General features: G+C 73.6%; 12 protein-coding genes and 1 pseudogene. 7 read left to right on the top strand and 6 right to left on the bottom strand.

Features of this window, described 5'->3' with window-relative positions:
• Nucleotides 1-988: pseudogene (locus ACFPZN_RS24540) on the top strand (glycogen debranching enzyme); the annotation flags it as partial.
• 25 nt (nucleotides 989-1013) lie between these two features.
• On the opposite strand, the gene ACFPZN_RS24535 reads toward ACFPZN_RS24540, so the two are convergent.
• Nucleotides 1014-1424: a hypothetical protein gene (locus ACFPZN_RS24535; RefSeq protein WP_378284475.1), complete on the bottom strand. Its 411-nt coding sequence runs from the start codon at nucleotides 1422-1424 to the stop codon at nucleotides 1014-1016.
• A 178-nt stretch (nucleotides 1425-1602) separates the two neighbouring features.
• On the opposite strand from ACFPZN_RS24535, the gene ACFPZN_RS24530 reads away from it, so the two are divergent.
• Entirely contained in the window at nucleotides 1603-2355 is a 753-nt protein-coding gene (locus tag ACFPZN_RS24530) for a dihydrofolate reductase family protein (protein WP_378284474.1), read from the top strand.
• Here the strand turns inward: ACFPZN_RS24530 and ACFPZN_RS24525 are convergent.
• Nucleotides 2337-3035, bottom strand: a complete 699-nt coding sequence (locus ACFPZN_RS24525) for a dihydrofolate reductase family protein (RefSeq protein ID WP_378284473.1) — start codon at nucleotides 3033-3035, stop codon at nucleotides 2337-2339. The two genes, ACFPZN_RS24530 and ACFPZN_RS24525, sit on opposite strands and share 19 nt — an antisense overlap.
• Nucleotides 3036-3096: 61 nt before the next feature.
• On the opposite strand from ACFPZN_RS24525, the gene ACFPZN_RS24520 reads away from it, so the two are divergent.
• The gene (locus ACFPZN_RS24520; RefSeq protein WP_378284472.1) at nucleotides 3097-4167 is read left to right on the top strand and encodes an ATP-dependent DNA ligase; all 1071 of its coding nucleotides are present in this window, start codon (nucleotides 3097-3099) and stop codon (nucleotides 4165-4167) included.
• A 190-nt stretch (nucleotides 4168-4357) separates the two neighbouring features.
• Here the strand turns inward: ACFPZN_RS24520 and ACFPZN_RS24515 are convergent, their stop codons facing one another.
• A complete protein-coding gene (locus tag ACFPZN_RS24515) occupies nucleotides 4358-6043 on the bottom strand; it encodes an alkaline phosphatase D family protein (RefSeq protein WP_378284471.1) in 1686 nt (561 codons plus the stop codon).
• A gap of 291 nt (nucleotides 6044-6334) precedes the next feature.
• On the opposite strand from ACFPZN_RS24515, the gene ACFPZN_RS24510 reads away from it, so the two are divergent.
• Entirely contained in the window at nucleotides 6335-8746 is a 2412-nt protein-coding gene (locus ACFPZN_RS24510) for a HelD family protein (RefSeq protein ID WP_378284470.1), read from the top strand.
• Nucleotides 8747-8765: 19 nt separating this feature from the next.
• Here ACFPZN_RS24510 and ACFPZN_RS24505 read toward each other — a convergent pair whose 3' ends face one another.
• Nucleotides 8766-10130, bottom strand: coding sequence for a sulfatase family protein (locus tag ACFPZN_RS24505; protein WP_378284469.1), 1365 nt, complete (start codon nucleotides 10128-10130; stop codon nucleotides 8766-8768).
• A gap of 167 nt (nucleotides 10131-10297) precedes the next feature.
• Here ACFPZN_RS24505 and ACFPZN_RS24500 point away from each other — a divergent pair, with 167 nt between their 5' ends.
• On the top strand, nucleotides 10298-11740 hold the full coding sequence (locus tag ACFPZN_RS24500) for an aldehyde dehydrogenase family protein (RefSeq protein ID WP_378284468.1): 1443 nt from the start codon (nucleotides 10298-10300) through the stop codon (nucleotides 11738-11740).
• 101 nt (nucleotides 11741-11841) lie between these two features.
• Nucleotides 11842-13047 carry an alpha/beta hydrolase family protein gene (locus tag ACFPZN_RS24495; protein WP_378284467.1) on the top strand — a complete coding sequence of 402 codons (1206 nt, stop codon included), beginning with the start codon at nucleotides 11842-11844 and terminating at the stop codon, nucleotides 13045-13047.
• A 13-nt stretch (nucleotides 13048-13060) separates the two neighbouring features.
• Here ACFPZN_RS24495 and ACFPZN_RS24490 read toward each other — a convergent pair whose 3' ends face one another.
• Both ACFPZN_RS24490 and ACFPZN_RS24485 read right to left on the bottom strand, forming a co-directional pair.
• Nucleotides 13061-13558: a GNAT family N-acetyltransferase gene (locus ACFPZN_RS24490; RefSeq protein ID WP_378284466.1), complete on the bottom strand. Its 498-nt coding sequence runs from the start codon at nucleotides 13556-13558 to the stop codon at nucleotides 13061-13063.
• A 192-nt stretch (nucleotides 13559-13750) separates the two neighbouring features.
• Entirely contained in the window at nucleotides 13751-14011 is a 261-nt protein-coding gene (locus tag ACFPZN_RS24485; protein WP_378284465.1) for a DUF4236 domain-containing protein, read from the bottom strand.
• A gap of 329 nt (nucleotides 14012-14340) precedes the next feature.
• On the opposite strand from ACFPZN_RS24485, the gene ACFPZN_RS24480 reads away from it, so the two are divergent.
• Nucleotides 14341-16266, top strand: coding sequence for a Xaa-Pro dipeptidyl-peptidase (locus tag ACFPZN_RS24480; RefSeq protein ID WP_378284464.1), 1926 nt, complete (start codon nucleotides 14341-14343; stop codon nucleotides 16264-16266).
• The last annotated feature ends 4 nt before the right edge of the window (nucleotides 16267-16270 follow it).

Here is a 16270-nt window from a genome sequence, read left to right as displayed (position 1 = left end):
GGTCAAGCTGATCGCCGAGCCGTGGGACGTGGGCGAGGGCGGCTACCAGGTCGGCAACTTCCCGCCGCTGTGGACCGAGTGGAACGGCAAGTACCGCGACACCGTCCGCGACTACTGGCGGGGGAAGCCCGCGACGCTGCCGGAGTTCGCGTCCCGGCTGACCGGGTCCAGCGACCTGTACGAGAACAGCTCGCGCCGCCCGTTCGCGTCCATCAACTTCGTGACCTGCCACGACGGCTTCACGATGCACGACCTGGTCTCCTACGACACCAAGCACAACGAGGCCAACGGCGAGAACAACCGGGACGGCACCGACGACAACCGCTCCTGGAACTGCGGCACCGAGGGCCCGACCGACGACACCGGCATCCTCACGCTGCGGGCGCGGCAGCGCCGCAACTTCCTGGCGACGCTGTTCCTGTCGCAGGGCGTGCCGATGCTCTCGCACGGCGACGAGTTCGGCCGCACGCAGCACGGCAACAACAACGCCTACTGCCAGGACGACGAGCTGGCCTGGGTGCCCTGGGACTCCGGCGCCGCGACGGCCGGCGACCTGGAGTTCGTCCGGATCCTGTCCCGGCTGCGGCGCGACCACCCGATCTTCCGCCGCCGGCGGTTCTTCACCGGCGGCGAGCCCGGCGCCGAGCCCGCCGACATCGCCTGGCTGACCCCGGGCGGCGACCCGATGACCGACCACGACTGGCACGCGGGCTTCGCCAAGTCGCTGGGCGTCTTCCTCAACGGCGACGCGATCAGCGAGCCCGACCCGCGGGGCCGCAGGATCGAGGACGACTCGTTCCTGCTGCTGTTCAACGCCCACTCCGAGCCGGTGGGGTTCGTCCTGCCCGGCCCCGAGTACGGCGAGCGCTGGGAGTACACCCTCGACACCGCCGACCCGCGGGCCGTCGGGGAGCGCCCGCGGGTCAAGGCCCGCGACCAGGTGACGGTGGTCAGCCGCTCGCTGACCGTGCTGCGCCGCCTGGCCTGACGGCCGGGCCGCGCGGCGGCGGGTGTCAGCCGTGGCTCGCCTCGATCGCGGTCAGGAACACCAGCACGAACGTGGCGATCGCGACCACGCCGTGCACGGTGACGGCCACCGCCGGGAACGGCTGCTCGGCGCCCCTGGCGTGCCGCCCGCCCCGTCCCACCAGCCAGCGCGTGAACAGCAGGAACCCCTGGAGGATCACCACCAGCAGCGCCGTGAACGCTACCCACGCGTACCCCGCCCGTCCCGTCGCCAGGTAGGCCACCCAGGCCGCCAGGCCGACGAGCGCGGCCAGCGGATGCCCCACGACGACCAGGACCGGGTACCGCGTCACCTTCGTCGCCTGCTCCATCAGGCCGCCCTGCGCCAGCCACCCGGCCATCAGGTACGTCCCGCCGCCCGCGGCGATGATCCATGTGCCCAGTGCTGCGTACTCCACCTCCCGCTCCTTCCGGTGCGGTTCTCCCTCTGGTGGCAGGTAGTGTCCCGCCGGTGACCCGGCGACATGACGGAAACGTGAGTATCGCAGCACAGAACGTTATGGAATGTGTCCGCCGCGTGCACGGACCGCCGGTCCCGCACCCGGCCCTCAGCGCGGCGCGCGGTACCTTGACGCCATGCTGATGCGGCGCCTGTCCCCCGACGAGAGCCCGGTCGACCCGGCGGAGGCGTACGCGTACCCGTCCCCCGGCCTGTGGGTGCGCGCGAACATGATCGCCAGCGTGGACGGGGCCGCGACGCTGGAGGGGCGCAGCGGCGGACTGGGCGGCGCGGCCGACCGGCACCTGTTCTCGGTCCTGCGCGGGCTCGCCGACGCGATCGTCGTGGGCGCCGGGACGGTGCGCGCCGAGGGGTACGGCCCGCCCCGCCCCGCCCCCGCCTGGGGATCGCTGCGCGCCGGCCGCTCCACCACCCCGGCCCTGGTGATCGTCTCCCGGTCGCTGGACCTCGACTTCGGCGCCCCCGCCTTCACCGAGGCCGCCCCGGACGCCCCGACGGTCGTGCTGACCGCCGAGGACGCCGACCCGGACCGGCTGCGGGCCGCCCGCGACCGCGCCGAGGTGATCACGGCGGGCCGGGACCGGGTCGACTTCCCCGCCGCGTTCGCCCGGCTCGCCGCGGCCGGCCGTCCCCGGCTGCTGTGCGAGGGCGGGCCGGCGGTGCTGGCGCAGGTCACCGCGGCGGGCGCGCTCGACGAACTGTGCCTGACGCTGAGCCCCGTGCTCGGGGCGGGCCCGGCGCCGCGCGTCCTGGACGGGGCGCCGCTGCCCAAGCCGGAGGAACTGCGCCTCGCCCACGCCCTCCAGGCCGCGGAAGACCTCCCCGAGGAGGAGGGCTTCCTCTTCCTCCGCTACGTGCGGAGGCGGTAGCGCAGGAACAGCACGCCCTCGTCCAGGTAGATCGCGGCCGGGTCCAGCGGGACCTCGGCCGGAAGCCCGGTGAGCAGCCGCGTGTGCCGCGCGCCGCCGAGGAGGGCGGGGGCGATGTTGAGGCACAGCTCGTCCACCAGACCGGCCCCGATCAGCGCGGCGGCCAAGGCGGGGCCGCCCTCGCACAGCAGCCGCGGACGCTCCTCCCGCAGGGCGCCGACGGCGGCGGCCAGGTCGATCTCCTCCTCCCCCGCCGTGATCACCGGAATCCGGGACGGGACGCCCGCCCGCTCCCGCGCCGCCCGCGAGGTGACCACGACCGTCGGGGTCTCGGCCTCGGTGAACAGCGGCAGCGACCAGTCCAGGTCCAGCGACCGGCTCACCACGGCGATCGGCGCGGGCGGCCCGCCGCGCCGCGCCCGCAGGTCGGCGCGGAGCCGGGCGGGCCCCAGCCGCCCGGTGCGGACGGTGCCCGCGCCGACCAGGATCGCGTCCGCCAGCGCCCGCAGCGTGCGGAAGACCCGGAAGTCGGCGGCCCCGCCCAGCCCGTCGGTCCAGCCCTCGGCGTCGGTCACCGACCCGTCCGCGCTCATCACCATCCCCAGCCGCAGCGCGGGCGCGTCGGCATAGGCCTCGTAGGGGTCGACATCGGCGGCGGGACCGGGCAGCAGGCGGCGCATAGCCGCAGGTTAACGGCCCCCGATGGGGCGCGTTGTCAGTGGTGGGGACCATGATGGGGGGATGGACCTGCCGATCAGCCCGCCGCTGTCGCCGATGCTGGCCAAAGCGGTCAAGACCATGCCCCAGGGCGACCTGCTGTACGAGCCGAAGTGGGACGGCTTCCGCTGCATCGTCTTCCGCGACGGCGACGAGGTGGAGCTGTCCAGCCGCGGCGAGCGCCCGCTGACCCGCTACTTCCCCGAGCTGGTCGAGGCGGTGAAGCGGGAGCTGCCCGAGCGGTGCGTGGTGGACGGCGAGATCGTGCTGCGCCAGGGCTCGCGGCTCGACTTCGAGCGGCTCCAGTGGCGCATCCACCCGGCCGCGTCCCGGATCAAGCTGCTCTCCGAGCAGATCCCCGCCTCGTTCGTCGCCTTCGACCTGCTGGCCCTCGGCGACGAGTCGCTGCTGGAGGTGCCGCTGGGCGAGCGGCGCCGGCGCCTGGTCGAGACGCTGCGCGAGGCGAAGGCGCCGATCCACGTGACGCCCGCCTCCGACTCCTACGAGCTGGCGCTGCGCTGGTTCGACGAGTTCGAGGGCGCCGGGCTCGACGGCGTCATCGCCAAGCCGCTCGGCATCGGCTACGAGCCCGACAAGCGGGTGCTGTTCAAGGTCAAGCACGAGCGCACCGCGGACTGCGTGGTCGCGGGCTTCCGCTGGCACAAGTCCGGCCCGATCGTGGGCTCGCTGCTCCTCGGCCTCCACAACGCCGAGGGCCACCTGCAGCACGTCGGGGTGGCGGCCTCGTTCACCATGAAGCGGCGGGCCGAGCTGGTCGAGGAGCTCAAGCCGTACCGGATGGACGACTACACCGGCCATCCGTGGGAGGGCTGGGCGCGGCAGGCCGACGCGGAGGCCACCGGCGACCGGATGCCGGGCGCGGTCTCCCGCTGGACCGGCAAGAAGGACCTGTCCTGGGTGGCGCTGCGGCCCGAACTGGTGGCCGAGGTGGCCTACGAGGGCATGGAGGGCGACCGGATCCGCCACACCGCCCGCTTCCGCCGCTGGCGCCCCGACCGCACCCCCGAATCCTGCAACTACGAGCAGCTCGAAGTGCCCATCGCCTACGACCTCGACAATATTTTCTCTCGTTGATTGCGTGCGCGAGCCGCACTCGTCGCTAGCGCTCCTCGCTTGTCGCGCTCGCGGCGAGCGCTGCATCGCTTCGCGATCTGCGAGGTCTCGCCTCCGGCTTTGACCTCGCAGGCCTCCGGACGCGCTCGCAACGCTTGAGGCCCGTCCCCCGGAGCGGACACGCTTCTCGAGGGGCGGGCCTCCACGGGTCCTACGGGCGGCGGGTCTCGTTCTCGACGGTCTCGCGGATCAGGTCGTCGGCGGACCTGGCCGACTTGGTGGAGGCCAGCGGCCGCAGGTAGGTCTGCTTGACGCCCGGCACCCGGTCCTCGACGACGAAGGTGGCCTTGGTGGAGGCCTGGGCGTCGGCGGTGCGGACGGTCGGCAGCGTCTTGAAGTCCGACCGCATCTCCTCCTTGCCGATCCGGCTGATCACGTAGCCGCGCTGGTTGTTGTAGAAGCGCAGATGCGGGTTGATCTGGAGGAAGGGGTGCGCGGCCGGGTTCGAGTCGGTGCCGTCGCCGCCGGTGGTGATGGAGCTGCACACCAGCTCGGCCCCGATGGTCCTGGAGCCGGGGTCGTCGAAGTCCGCCTTGATGTCGCTGGCCCAGTGGGCGTGCACGTCGCCGGTGAGCACGACGGGGTTGCGGACCCCGGCGTCCGTCCAGCCCTTGGTGATGCGGTCGCGGGAGGCGACGTAGCCGTCCCAGGAGTCCATGCTGGTGACCTTGAGCGGCCCGGCGTTGTTGTCGCGCTGGGCGAAGAAGACCTGCTGGCCGATGACGTCCCAGCGGGCGGTGGAGCGGCGGAAGCCGTCGATCAGCCACTTCTCCTGGGCGTCGCCGGTGATGGAGCGCTGGGGGTCGACGGCGGCGGGGCAGTCCTTGTAGCCGTCGCCGCAGCCCTGGTCGTCGCGGTACTGGCGGGTGTCGAGCATGTGGAAGTTGGCCAGGCGGCCCCAGCGGATCCGGCGGTAGAGCTGCATCTCCGGGCCGTGCGGGACCGAGCTGCGGCGCAGCGGCATGTTCTCGTAGTACGCCTGGAACGCGGCGGCGCGGCGCTCGCGGAAGTCGGCGGGGTCGGGCGTGTCGGAGTTCGCCTCGGGGATCTCGGCGGCCCAGTTGTTCTCGGTCTCGTGGTCGTCCCAGATGACCAGCCAGGGCGCGGCCGCGTGGGCGGCCTGGAGGTCGAGGTCGCTCTTGTACTGGGCGTGCCGCTGCCGGTAGCCGGCCAGCGTGACGGTCTCGGGCCCCTCGTGGTCGCGGACGTTGCCGCCGGGGATGGTGTAGGAGCCCTTCTTGTACTCGTACTGGTAGTCGCCGAGGTGCAGGATCAGGTCGGGGTGCTCCTCGGCCAGCCGCCGGTAGGCGGTGAACAGGCCGTGCTCGAACTGGGAGCAGGACACGAACGCCATCGCGAGCTCGGGGCCGAAGGAGTCGTCGCGGGGGGCGGTGAGGGCGCGGCCGACCGGCGAGACGTGGTCGCCGACGCGGAAGCGGTACCAGTAGTCGCGGCCGTGCCGCAGGCCCTTCAGCTCGACGTGCACGCTGTGCGCGGACTCGGGGCGGGCGTTGGCGGTGCCGCGGCGCTCGATCTTCCGGAAGCGGTCGTCGGAGGCGACCTCCCAGCGCACCTGGAAGGCCTGGTCGGGCATGCCGCCGAGGCCGTCCTCGGCCAGCGGGCGCAGCGCCAGCCGGGTCCAGATGACGAAGCCGTCGGGGGCGGGGTCGCCCGAGGCGACGCCGAGGGTGAACGGGTCGGCGGGGAGCGTTCCAGGCGCGCGGCGGGCGGCGGCCAGGGCGGGCTCCGCGGTCCCGGCGACGACGGCGGAGCCGGCCACCAGGCCCGTCGTGACGAGGAACGATCTCCGGTTGGGCGGGTACGGAACGTCGGCCATGGCGAGGTGACCTTTCGGGGGGTCGGTCGTGATCGCCGGAAAGCCTCACCCGGCCCGATGGCCAGAGCGTTCCGTACAGATGGCGCTTCCTCCAACAGAACCGTTCCTTTACCCACATCACAGTGGGTGACCGGCATGCCCGACACAGCGGGGCGTTCAGCAGGAAACGGGCAAGAAAAAAACCCCGGCGGCGCGCGTGCGCGGTCCGGGGACGGGGAAAGGATGCTAGGCTTCCGCTTGCAAATTAGGCGTACAAAACCTCCACCCTATGTATAGGAGTGTACTGGACGCATGCGAGCCCGTCAAGTCAAGCCCGTCACGGAAGAAGTTTCCGCGCCCGACACCGACGGCGCTGACGACGCGCGCGAGGCCGCGACGCGCACCGAGCAGAAGTACGTCGATCGCGTGTACGCCCGCCTGGACGCCGAGCGCGAGAAGGCCGCGGTGGAGCTGCGCACCGGCCCCGGCCCCGGCGGCGGCTCCGGCTTCCAGGCCAGGGTGGAGCGGGAGGTCACCACCACCGAGGCGTCCCGCAGGCTGGCCCGCTTCTCCGCCGTCGAACGCGCCCTGTGCTTCGGCCGCATCGACCACCGTCCGGACGGCGACGGCGCCCCGGGCGACACCTTCTACATCGGCCGGATCGGGCTGCGCGACGAGGACCGCGAGCCGCTGCTGATCGACTGGCGCGCCGCGGCGGCCCGCCCGTTCTACACCGCCACCCCGGGCTCGCCCGGCACGCTCGCCCGCCGCCGCCACCTCCACCTGCGCGAGCGCACGGTGGCCGGGCTCGACGACGAGGTGTTCGACCTCGACGGGCTCGCCGAGGAGGACCGCCGCAGCATCGTCGGCGAGGCCGCGCTGCTGGCCACGCTGCGCCGCGGCCGCACCGGCCGGATGAGCGACGTGGTCGCCACCATCCAGGAGGAGCAGGACCAGGTCATCCGGTCGGGGCTGCAGGGCGTCCTGGTCGTGCAGGGCGGCCCGGGCACCGGCAAGACCGTCGCGGCCCTGCACCGCGCCGCCTACCTCCTCTACACCCACCGGGACGTGCTGGAGCGCCGCGGCGTCCTGGTGGTCGGCCCGAACGCGACGTTCCTGCGCTACATCGAGCAGGTGCTGCCCGGACTCGGCGAGACCGACGTCGCCCTCGCGACCGTCGGCGAGCTGTACCCGGGGGTGCGCGCCACCGCCGCCGAGCCGCCCGCCGTCGCCGTCCTCAAGGGCGGCCTGCGGATGACGGACCTGGTGGAGGCCGCGGTACGGGACCGGCAGCGCGCGCCGGAGGGCGACCTGGAGGTCGAGGCCGACGACATGACGCTGCGGGTGGCCCACGACGCCTGCGTCCAGGCCCGCGACCGCGCCCGCGCGCTGCGCGTGCCGCACAACATCCAGCGCCGCCGCTACATCCACGAGCTGCTGGACGCGCTGGCGCTCGACCGCGCCGAGCAGTACGACCGGCTCGCCGACGAGCCCCTCGAAGAGCTGATGGCCTCGGGCAGTGTGCCGGACTGGCTCCAGGAGCTGATGGACGAGGCCGAGGAGACCCCGCTCCTGGACGAGACGGACCTGCGCCTGTCCAAGGAGGCGCTCTGGCAGGACCCGGTCGTCCGCCGCGCGCTCGACGCGCTGTGGCCCGAGCTGACCCCGCAGCGCCTGCTCGCCGACCTGTTCTCCGACCCCGCGGCCATCGAGCGGGCCGGGGCCGGCCTGTCCCCCGTCGAGCACCGGCTGCTGCACCGCCCCGCGGGCTCGCCCTGGACCACCTCCGACGTGCCGCTGCTCGACGAGGCCGCCGAGTGGCTGGGCCAGGACGACACCGCCGACCGCGTCCGGGAGCGCCGGGCCGCCGCCGAGCGCGCCGAGGAGGAGCGCTACGCCCGCGGGGTGATCGAGCTGACCGGGGCGGACGACCCGCTGTTGGACGCCGCCCTGCTCGCCGACCGCAACCGCGACGACGGCCCGTACCTCACCACCGCCGAGCGGGCCCGCTCCGACCGGCACTGGGCGTACGGGCACGTGATCGTGGACGAGGCGCAGGAGCTGTCGGAGATGGCCTGGCGCACGATCATGCGCCGCGTCCCGACCCGCTCGCTGACCGTCGTCGGGGACATCGCGCAGACCGGCAGCCCGGCCGGGGCCCGCTCCTGGGGCCAGATGCTGGACCGGTACGTGCCGGGCCGCTGGCGGGAGCAGCGGCTGATGGTCAACTACCGCACCCCGGCCGCGATCATGCGGGTGGCGGCGGAGGTGCTGGCCGCGGTCGCGCCCGAGCAGGTCCCGCCGGAGCCGGTGCGCGACGACGGCCCGCCGCCGTTCGCCGCCCGGATCGCCGCCCCCGAGCTGCCGCGCCGGCTGCCCGCGCTGGTCCGGGCGGAGCTGGCCGAGGTCGGCGGCGGCGCCGGCGAGGGCCGGCTGGCGGTGATCTCCTCCGCCGGCCGGCACCCCGCCGTCTGCGCCGCGCTGCCCGGCGCCCCGGCCGGCGCCACCCCCGAGGCCCTGGACGCCCCGGTCGTGGTGCTGACCTGCGAGGAGGCCAAGGGCCTGGAGTTCGACTCGGTGGTCGTGGTCGATCCGGCGGGCATCACCGCCGAGTCACCGCGCGGCGGCCAGGACCTCTACGTCGCCATCACCCGGGCCACCCGCCGCATGACCGTCGTCCACGACGACGACCTCCCCGCCGTCCTGGCGTCCCTGGCGGGCTGATCGGCCGGCGCCGCCCGCCTCACCCGTACGGGAGGAGGTCCTTGTTGATCTCCTCCCAGCGGGTGGCGAGGGACCTGAGGACCTCGGGGTGGCGGCGGGCCAGGTTCGCCTGCTCCCGGGGGTCGGAGTCGAGGTCGTACAGGGCGTCGGCGGTGGTGGCGCGCAGGTACTTCCAGCGGCCGCGGCGCAGCGCGCGCGAGGACCTGGTGCGCCAGAACAGGTCGTGCTCGGGGGCCTTGGCGCCCTGGAGGAGGTACGGCGCGAGGCTGCGGCCGTCGAGCGGGTGGCTCGCGGCGGGCTCGACCCCGGCGGCCTCCAGGATGGTGGCCGTCCAGTCCTGCGTGATCACCGGCACGTCGCTCACCTGGCGGGGGCGGATGCGGGCGGGCCAGCGCAGGATGTTGGGCACCCGGATGCCGCCCTCGTTCAGGCTCGCCTTGGCGCCGCTGAGCGGCCACTGGTACGACCAGCGCTCCCCGCCGTTGTCGCTGGAGAACAGGACGAGGGTGTCGCGTTCCTGCCCGGTCTCGCGCAGGGCGTTCAGCACCTCGCCGACGGCCGCGTCCAGGGCCTCGACCATCCTGCGGTAGGTGGCGAGGGAACCGCCGTCGTCGTGCCAGAGCGCCCGCTGGTCGCCCGCCTTCACCCGCGCGGTGATCTCCTCGCTGACCTTGCGGTCGCCGGGGCCCTCCCAGGGCCAGTGCGGCGCGGTGAAGTTGAGGTTGAGCAGCCACGGGGCACCGTGCTCGCGGCGGACGAACCCGGCGGCGCGCTCGGCGATCGTCTCGGTGTAGTAGCCGAGCGACTCGGTGGGCACCTCGCCCTCGTAGAGGTCGACGCCGGTGGAGCTGATCTTGGAGTAGTAGTCGACGGCGCCGGACAGGTTGCCGAAGAAGGTGTCCCAGCCCGACTTGAGGGGGCTGTACCAGGGCAGGAAGCCGCAGTGCCACTTGCCGAACATCGCGGTCTCGTACCCGGCGGACTTGAGCAGCGAGGCCAGCGTCGGGTGGGCGGGCGGGATGCCGTGCAGCTCGTCCGGCCGGCCGATCGGCTCCTCCAGGCCGCCCTTGAGGCGTCCCGGGTAGCGGCCGGTGTAGAGGCCGAACCGGGTGGGCGAGCACACGGCCGCCGCCGAGTAGGCGTCGGTGAACCGCACTCCTCCGGCGGCGAGCCGGTCCAGGTGGGGCGTGCGGATGTGCGGTGAGCCGTAGCATCCGAGGTCCGCCCAGCCGAGGTCGTCGCCCAGGATGACCAGCACGTTCGGGCGCCGCGACCGCGCGCGGGACGGGTCGGCGCGGAAGCCGGCCTCCGCCCGCTCGCCCGCCTCGGCGCTCGTCCCCGCGCCCAGTGCCGCCCCCGCGGCGACCGCCGCGGCCCCCGCCACGGCGCTTCTCCTACCGATTCCGGCCACCAGAAACCCGCTTTCCCTACCTGAGAAGTAAAACCAACCGAGATAGTAGGGAATATCGGCCCGGCCGCGCAATGCCCCGCTTTCCACGTGCGGGCAACCAAGCGTACGCTTGCTTCCACACCATCCGGGAAGGGACGGCGATGACACGGGAGTACTCCAACCTGATCGGCGGCGAGCTCAGGCCCGCCGCGGACGGCCGCACGCTGGACTCGGTCGACCCGGCCACCGGCGAGGTCTGGGCGGCGGTCCCCCGGAGCGGGGCCGAGGACGCCGAGGCCGCGGTCGCCGCCGCGCGCGCCGCGTTCCCCGCCTGGTCCTCCCTGCCGGCCGCCGCCCGCGCCCACCACCTGCGCAAGGTCGCCGGGGTCTTCGCCGAGCACGCCCGCGAGCTGGCCGAGCTGGAGACCCGCGACAACGGGCGGATCATCAGCGAGACCGCCAAGCGCGACCTGCCCGGCATGACCTACCTCTGGAACAACGCCGCCGCCGAATGCGCGGCCGCCACCGAGGGCAGGAGCGTCGACTTCGGGCCGTCCAGCCAGGGCGTGACCCGGCGCGAGCCCTACGGCGTCACGCTCGGCATCATCCCGTGGAACTCGCCGATCTCCACCCTCTCCGCCAAGGCCGCCTTCGCGCTGGCCGCGGGCAACACCGTCATCATCAAGCCCGCCGAGCAGGCCACCGCCTCCAGCCTGCGCGTCGGGGAGCTGCTGCGCGAGGTGCTGCCGCCCGGCGTCCTCAACATCGTGTCCGGCCTGGGCGAGGAGGCCGGCGACCCGCTGGTCCGGCACCGCGGCGTCAACAAGATCAGCCTCACCGGCTCGGTGCAGACCGCCCGGATCATCACGCGGGCGTCGGCGGAGGCGCTCAAGCCGCTCGCCCTCGAACTGGGCGGCAAGTCCCCCAACATCGTGTTCGCCGACGCGGACCTGGACAAGGCCGCCCCCGGCGTCACCACCCAGGCCATCTTCACCGCCAACGCCGGCCAGATCTGCTACGGCGGCTCCCGCGTCCTCGTCCAGCGGCCCGTCTACGCCGAGATGATCGAGCGGATGCGGACGATCGCCGCCGGGATCAGGCTCGGCGACCCGCTCTCCCCCGCGACCACGATGGGCCCGATCGTCTCCAGGGAGCAGTACGAGCGGGTCACCTCCTACCTGGAGATCGGCGCGAAGGAGGGGGCCGAGCTGGTCTTCGGCGGCCGCTTCGGCCCCGAGGTGGTCGACGACCCGGGGTTCGCGGGCGGCTACTGGGTCGAGCCCACCCTCTTCGCCACCGAGGACAACTCCCTCCGCGTCTGCCAGGAGGAGATCTTCGGCCCGGTCGCGGTCGTCCTCCCCTTCGACACCGAGGAGGAGGCCGTCGCCATCGCCAACGACTCGTCCTACGGCCTGGCCGCCGGGGTCTGGACCCGCGACCTCGGCACCGCCCAGCGCATGTTCCGCAACCTGGAGACCGGAACGGTCTGGGTCAACACCTTCCGCAAGGTCCTGTTCCCCCTGGAGGGCACCAAGGACAGCGGCTACGGCCACGACTCCCTCCTCGCCTACACCCGGGAGAAGGCGGGAATCTTCGAGTTCTGAGGAGTCCCCCGGTAGGGGGGCCGCAGGCAGTACCTGGGTGGGTCGCGGGTTACCCGGGGCAGGACGCATTGTTGGTGCGTACCGCTCAAGGGGGGCTTCGCATGACCGCTGCTCAGGTTTCCCGGCGAGGGCTCCTCGCCGGTGCGTGCTCGCTGGCGCTCGTCGGAGGAACGGCGACGGGGGTCTCCGCCCGGGGCGCGTCCACGGACCTGCGGCTCCCCCGGCCCACCGGGGGCCATCGGGTGGGGACGCGCGTCCTCCACCTCGTGGATCACGGGCGGGAGGACCCCTGGGTCCGGGGGCGGGCCCGGGAGCTGATGGTCGGCCTGTGGTATCCGGGCGGGGACGGCGGGGAGCCGGTCACGCACATGACCGCCGCCGCGGGAGCGCATTTCGGCGGCCCGGCCGGGGCGGGGACGGCGAATCTCGGGATGCCGCCCGGGAGCGTCGCGTGGGGCCGGACGCGGACCAGCGCCTTCCTCGGGGCACCGGCCGACCGGAGCGCCGGAAGGCCGCCGGTGGTGCTGTACTCGCCGGGACTGGCGGACCCGCGGACGCTCGGGACGACGCTGGCGGAGGAACTGGCCTCCCGCGGGTACGCCGTCGTCGCGATCGACCACACCTACGAGTCCTCCGAGGTGGAGTTCCCGGGCGGGCGGCTGGCGACGAGCCTGCTGCTGGAGCGGGAGCCGCCGTCCGATCCCGGCGAGGCCGCCGCCCTGCTGAGGAAGCTGATGGCGGTGCGGGTGGCCGACACCCGGTTCGTGCTCGACCGGCTGCGGGGGCTCGGTCGGGTGCTCGACCTGCGGCGGGTCGGGATGGCGGGGCACTCGGCCGGCGGGTTCACCGCCGCGCAGGCGATGCACGACGACCGGCGCATCCGGGCCGCGGTGAACATGGACGGCGTGATGGACTTCGGCGAGGGCGGGCTGAGCAGCGTGGCGCGGGACGGGGTGGACCGGCCGGTGCTCCTCCTGGGGTCGGAGACGACCGGGGACTACCGCCGCTCGCCCTCGTGGGCGGCGTTCTGGCGGAACACCCGGGGGTGGAAGTTCAACGGGACGCTGCGCGGCTCGCGGCACGCCTCGTTCAACGACGCCGAGGCGCTGCTGCCGGAGCTGGCGCGGCGGGGCGTCGAGCCCGGGGGCGGCCTCGCGGAGGTCGTCGGGACGATCCCGCCGGAGCGGGCGCTGGCGGCGACGCGGGCCTATGCCGTGTCCTTCTTCGACCTCTGGCTCCGCGGAATCGATGACCATCTACTGGACGGCCCGTCGGACCGCTTCCCGGAGATGACCGTGACGCCCTGACCGCCGCGTCCGATCATCCGATCGACGGGCTGCGGCGTTCCAGGAGGGCGACGTCGCGCCATTCCGAGCGGCCGCCGACATCGTGCCGGCCCATGCGCTCGCGGATCCCGACCATGCGGAAGCCGAGGGCCTCGTGCAGGCGCAGGCTGGCGGTGTTCTCGGGGAAGATGCCCGCCTGGAGCGTCCACAGGCCGCCGCGCTCGCTGGAGTCGATCACGGCCCCGAGCAGCGCCCGCCCGGCGCCGCGGCCCCGCGCGGCGGGGTGGATGTAGATCGACACCTCCGCGACGCCGGCGAAGACCGGGCGGTCGGAGGTCGGGGAGAGCGCCGCCCAGCCCAGCACCCGCTCGGCGTCGCGGGCGACGAAGCGGTGCTCGGGCAGCTTGCCTGACGCGAACTTCTCCCAGGTCGGGGCGGCGGTCTCGAACGTGGCGTTCCCGCCGTCGATCCCGTCCTGGAAGATGGCGAGCACCTCGGCGGCGTGCTCGGGCAGCATGGGGACGATCTCCACCGCCCCACTGTACGAAACGGGCAACCAACGGCAAAAACGGTCAGATCGCTTCCCGATGGGCGAGGGTCCGGCGCAGGTCACCGGCGGTACGTGCGGTCCTGTCCGCCGTCAACCGCTCCGCCGGGCGCTGAGGATGCGGCGGGCCGCCGGTGCCGCAGCCCTGTCGTGCCGGCGGCCCGCCGCTGGTCCCGTCTAGCGGAGGATCTCGCGCCAGGACGGCCGCCGCGACCGCCGGGACGGCCGCGCGCGTCCGGGCCGCCGCGAGTCCCGCGTGCCGACCGTGCGGCGCCAGGACAATCCCGTCCCGGGGACGCGCAGGGTCACCGCCTTGCGGCCGTCGGCTCCCCTGGTGTAGCGGGCGCCGCGGGCGCCGACGCTGTGCCCGACCCCCGATCGCGACAGGTTGAGCCTGAACGGCCCGATCTTGATCGACTTCCGGTAGTGCCAGCCCACCGTCTCCTCCCTTCGCCTGGGCGGTGGTCGCGGCGATCCCTTCCCGGGCGTCCGGGGCGCACGCCCCCGATCCGCCGAATGCGGCCCTTAATCGGGGTTTCGGACAAGCCGGAGCGCGGCCGAGGGCCGCAAGGGCAATATGCGCTCAAAAGCGGCCAAAGTTAGTGAGTCCGCGACCTTTACCGCGCGCTCCGGGACGAGGAGCCTGTGCCCCCGTAGAGATCATTTTCAATTCCCCCCGGAGGTGCGGGTTGCCCAGGAGACCCCTGCGTCGAACCCCACAGGCCCCGGCCGCGCGACGTCGCGCGCTCGGGGCCGGCGCGGCCGCCGTGCTGACCGTCGCGGCCGTGATCGGCTCGGGCGGCGTCGCGCACGCCGGCGCCGCCGCGCCGAAGATCGTGGTGAAGGACGGCGTCACCCAGCCGGTCTTCTCCTACCAGGACGCGATCCGCGAGCACGTGTACGTCGAGTCGCCCGTCGACAGCGACCGCGACGGCCGCAAGGACCGGGTCCGCGTCGACATCGTGCGGCCCAAGGAGTCCGGCCGCGGGCTCAAGGTCCCGGTGATCATGGACGCCAGCCCGTACTACGACAACTCCGGGCGCGGCAACGAGGCCGAGCGCAAGGTCTACGACGCGGCCGGGAACCCGGCGAAGTTCCCGCTGTTCTACGACAACTACTTCGTGCCCCGCGGGTACGCGTTCCTGGCCGTCGACATGATCGGCACCACCCGGTCCGACGGCTGCCCCACCAGCGGCGGCGCGCCCGACGTGCTGGGCGCCAAGGCCGTGGTCGACTGGCTCAACGGCCGCGCCACGGCCTACCGGCCCGACGGCGGCACGGTGAAGGCGTCCTGGAGCACCGGCCGCACCGGCATGATCGGCAAGTCGTACGACGGCACCCTGGCCAACGGGGTCGCCGCCACCGGGGTCAAGGGGCTGGAGACCATCGTCCCGATCTCGGCGATCAGCAGCTGGTACGACTACAGCCGGATGAACGGCGTGAAGTACTGGACCGACGAGCAACCCTGGCTGGCCGACTACGTCGACACCGACCCGCCCGCCAAGTGCGCCGCCGTCCGCGCCGAACTCGACCAGGGCGAGGACGACGCCACCGGGAACTACAACCGGTACTGGGCCGAGTCGAACTACCGGCGCGGCACGGTCGGGAACGTCGGGAACGTGCGCGCCAGCGTCTTCGCCTTCCACGGCGCCAACGACCTCAACGTCAAGACCAACCACTTCTCCCTGTGGTGGAAGGGCCTGGCCGAGCGCGGCGTGACCCGCAAGGTGTGGATCTCCCAGCGCGGCCACGTCGACCCGTTCGACACCCGCCGCGAGAAGTGGATCGCCACACTGCACCAGTGGTTCGACCACGAGCTGCACAAGGTGCGCAACGACGTGCTGCGGCAGCCGCGCGCGGACGTCGAGGTCGGCCCGGACCGCTGGATCACGCAGGCCGACTGGCCTGCCCCCGGCGCCCGCACGCTGACGCTGCGTCCCGGACAGGACGGCTCGCTCGGCACCGAACCCGCCGCCAAGGGCACGACCGCGTCCTACACCGACTCCGCCGGCCCCGCGGGCGCGGGCTACCCGGAGGGCGACCTGGTCAGCGACCCCACGGCCGCCAAGCCGTACCGCCTGGCCTACGTGTCGGGGCCCGTCCCCGCCGACGCGCGCATCTCCGGCACCCCGGCCGCGCAGCTCAAGGTCAAGCTGGACAAGCCCACCGCCAACCTCACCGCGCTGCTGGTCGACTACGGCGAGGACACCCGCATCGACTACCTCGGCAGGGGCGAGGGCATCGAGACCCTGACCACCGAGAGCTGCCACGGCGAGAGCACCGCGGCCGACGACGCCTGCTACAAGCAGACCCGCACCAAGACGATCACGTCCCCGGTGAACGTGGTGGGCCGCGGCTGGCTGGACGCCCAGAACCGCTCCTCGCTCAGCGACCCGTCCCCGCTCACCCCCGGCCGGTTCCACGGGGTGCGCTGGCAGACGCTCAGCCAGGACTACGTGGTCAAGAAGGGCCACCGGCTGGCCCTGATCGTGGCCGGCACCGACGCCGACTACACCACCGAGACGCCCACCGGCGCGCGGGTGACCGTGGACCTGGCGGGCAGCTCGGTCGGCGTCCCGGTCGTGCCCGCCGGTGACGCGGACGTGTCGTCGCTGGTGGCCCCGCGGGCCCGGGACGCCTGGCGAGGCCCGTCCAACGTGGTGCTGCCGCGCCAGCCGCGCAACCTGTTCTGACCCG

This window comes from Actinomadura rugatobispora (assembly GCF_042656285.1).
Classification (GTDB): Bacteria; Actinomycetota; Actinomycetes; order Streptosporangiales; family Streptosporangiaceae; genus Spirillospora; species Spirillospora rugatobispora.
Note: the sequence above shows the minus strand (reverse complement) of the source record. Positions and strands in the feature narration are given on the sequence as shown.

What these genes read in the sequence shown, in the direction of transcription:
- ACFPZN_RS24530 (WP_378284474.1), top strand. Translation starts at nt 1,603, where the DNA reads ATGCTGATGCGGCGCCTGTCCCCCGACGAGAGCCCGGTCGACCCGGCG.
- ACFPZN_RS24525 (WP_378284473.1), bottom strand. Translation starts at nt 3,035, where the DNA reads ATGCGCCGCCTGCTGCCCGGTCCCGCCGCCGATGTCGACCCCTACGAG.
- ACFPZN_RS24520 (WP_378284472.1), top strand. Translation starts at nt 3,097, where the DNA reads ATGGACCTGCCGATCAGCCCGCCGCTGTCGCCGATGCTGGCCAAAGCG.
- ACFPZN_RS24515 (WP_378284471.1), bottom strand. Translation starts at nt 6,043, where the DNA reads ATGGCCGACGTTCCGTACCCGCCCAACCGGAGATCGTTCCTCGTCACG.
- ACFPZN_RS24510 (WP_378284470.1), top strand. Translation starts at nt 6,335, where the DNA reads ATGCGAGCCCGTCAAGTCAAGCCCGTCACGGAAGAAGTTTCCGCGCCC.
- ACFPZN_RS24500 (WP_378284468.1), top strand. Translation starts at nt 10,298, where the DNA reads ATGACACGGGAGTACTCCAACCTGATCGGCGGCGAGCTCAGGCCCGCC.
- ACFPZN_RS24495 (WP_378284467.1), top strand. Translation starts at nt 11,842, where the DNA reads ATGACCGCTGCTCAGGTTTCCCGGCGAGGGCTCCTCGCCGGTGCGTGC.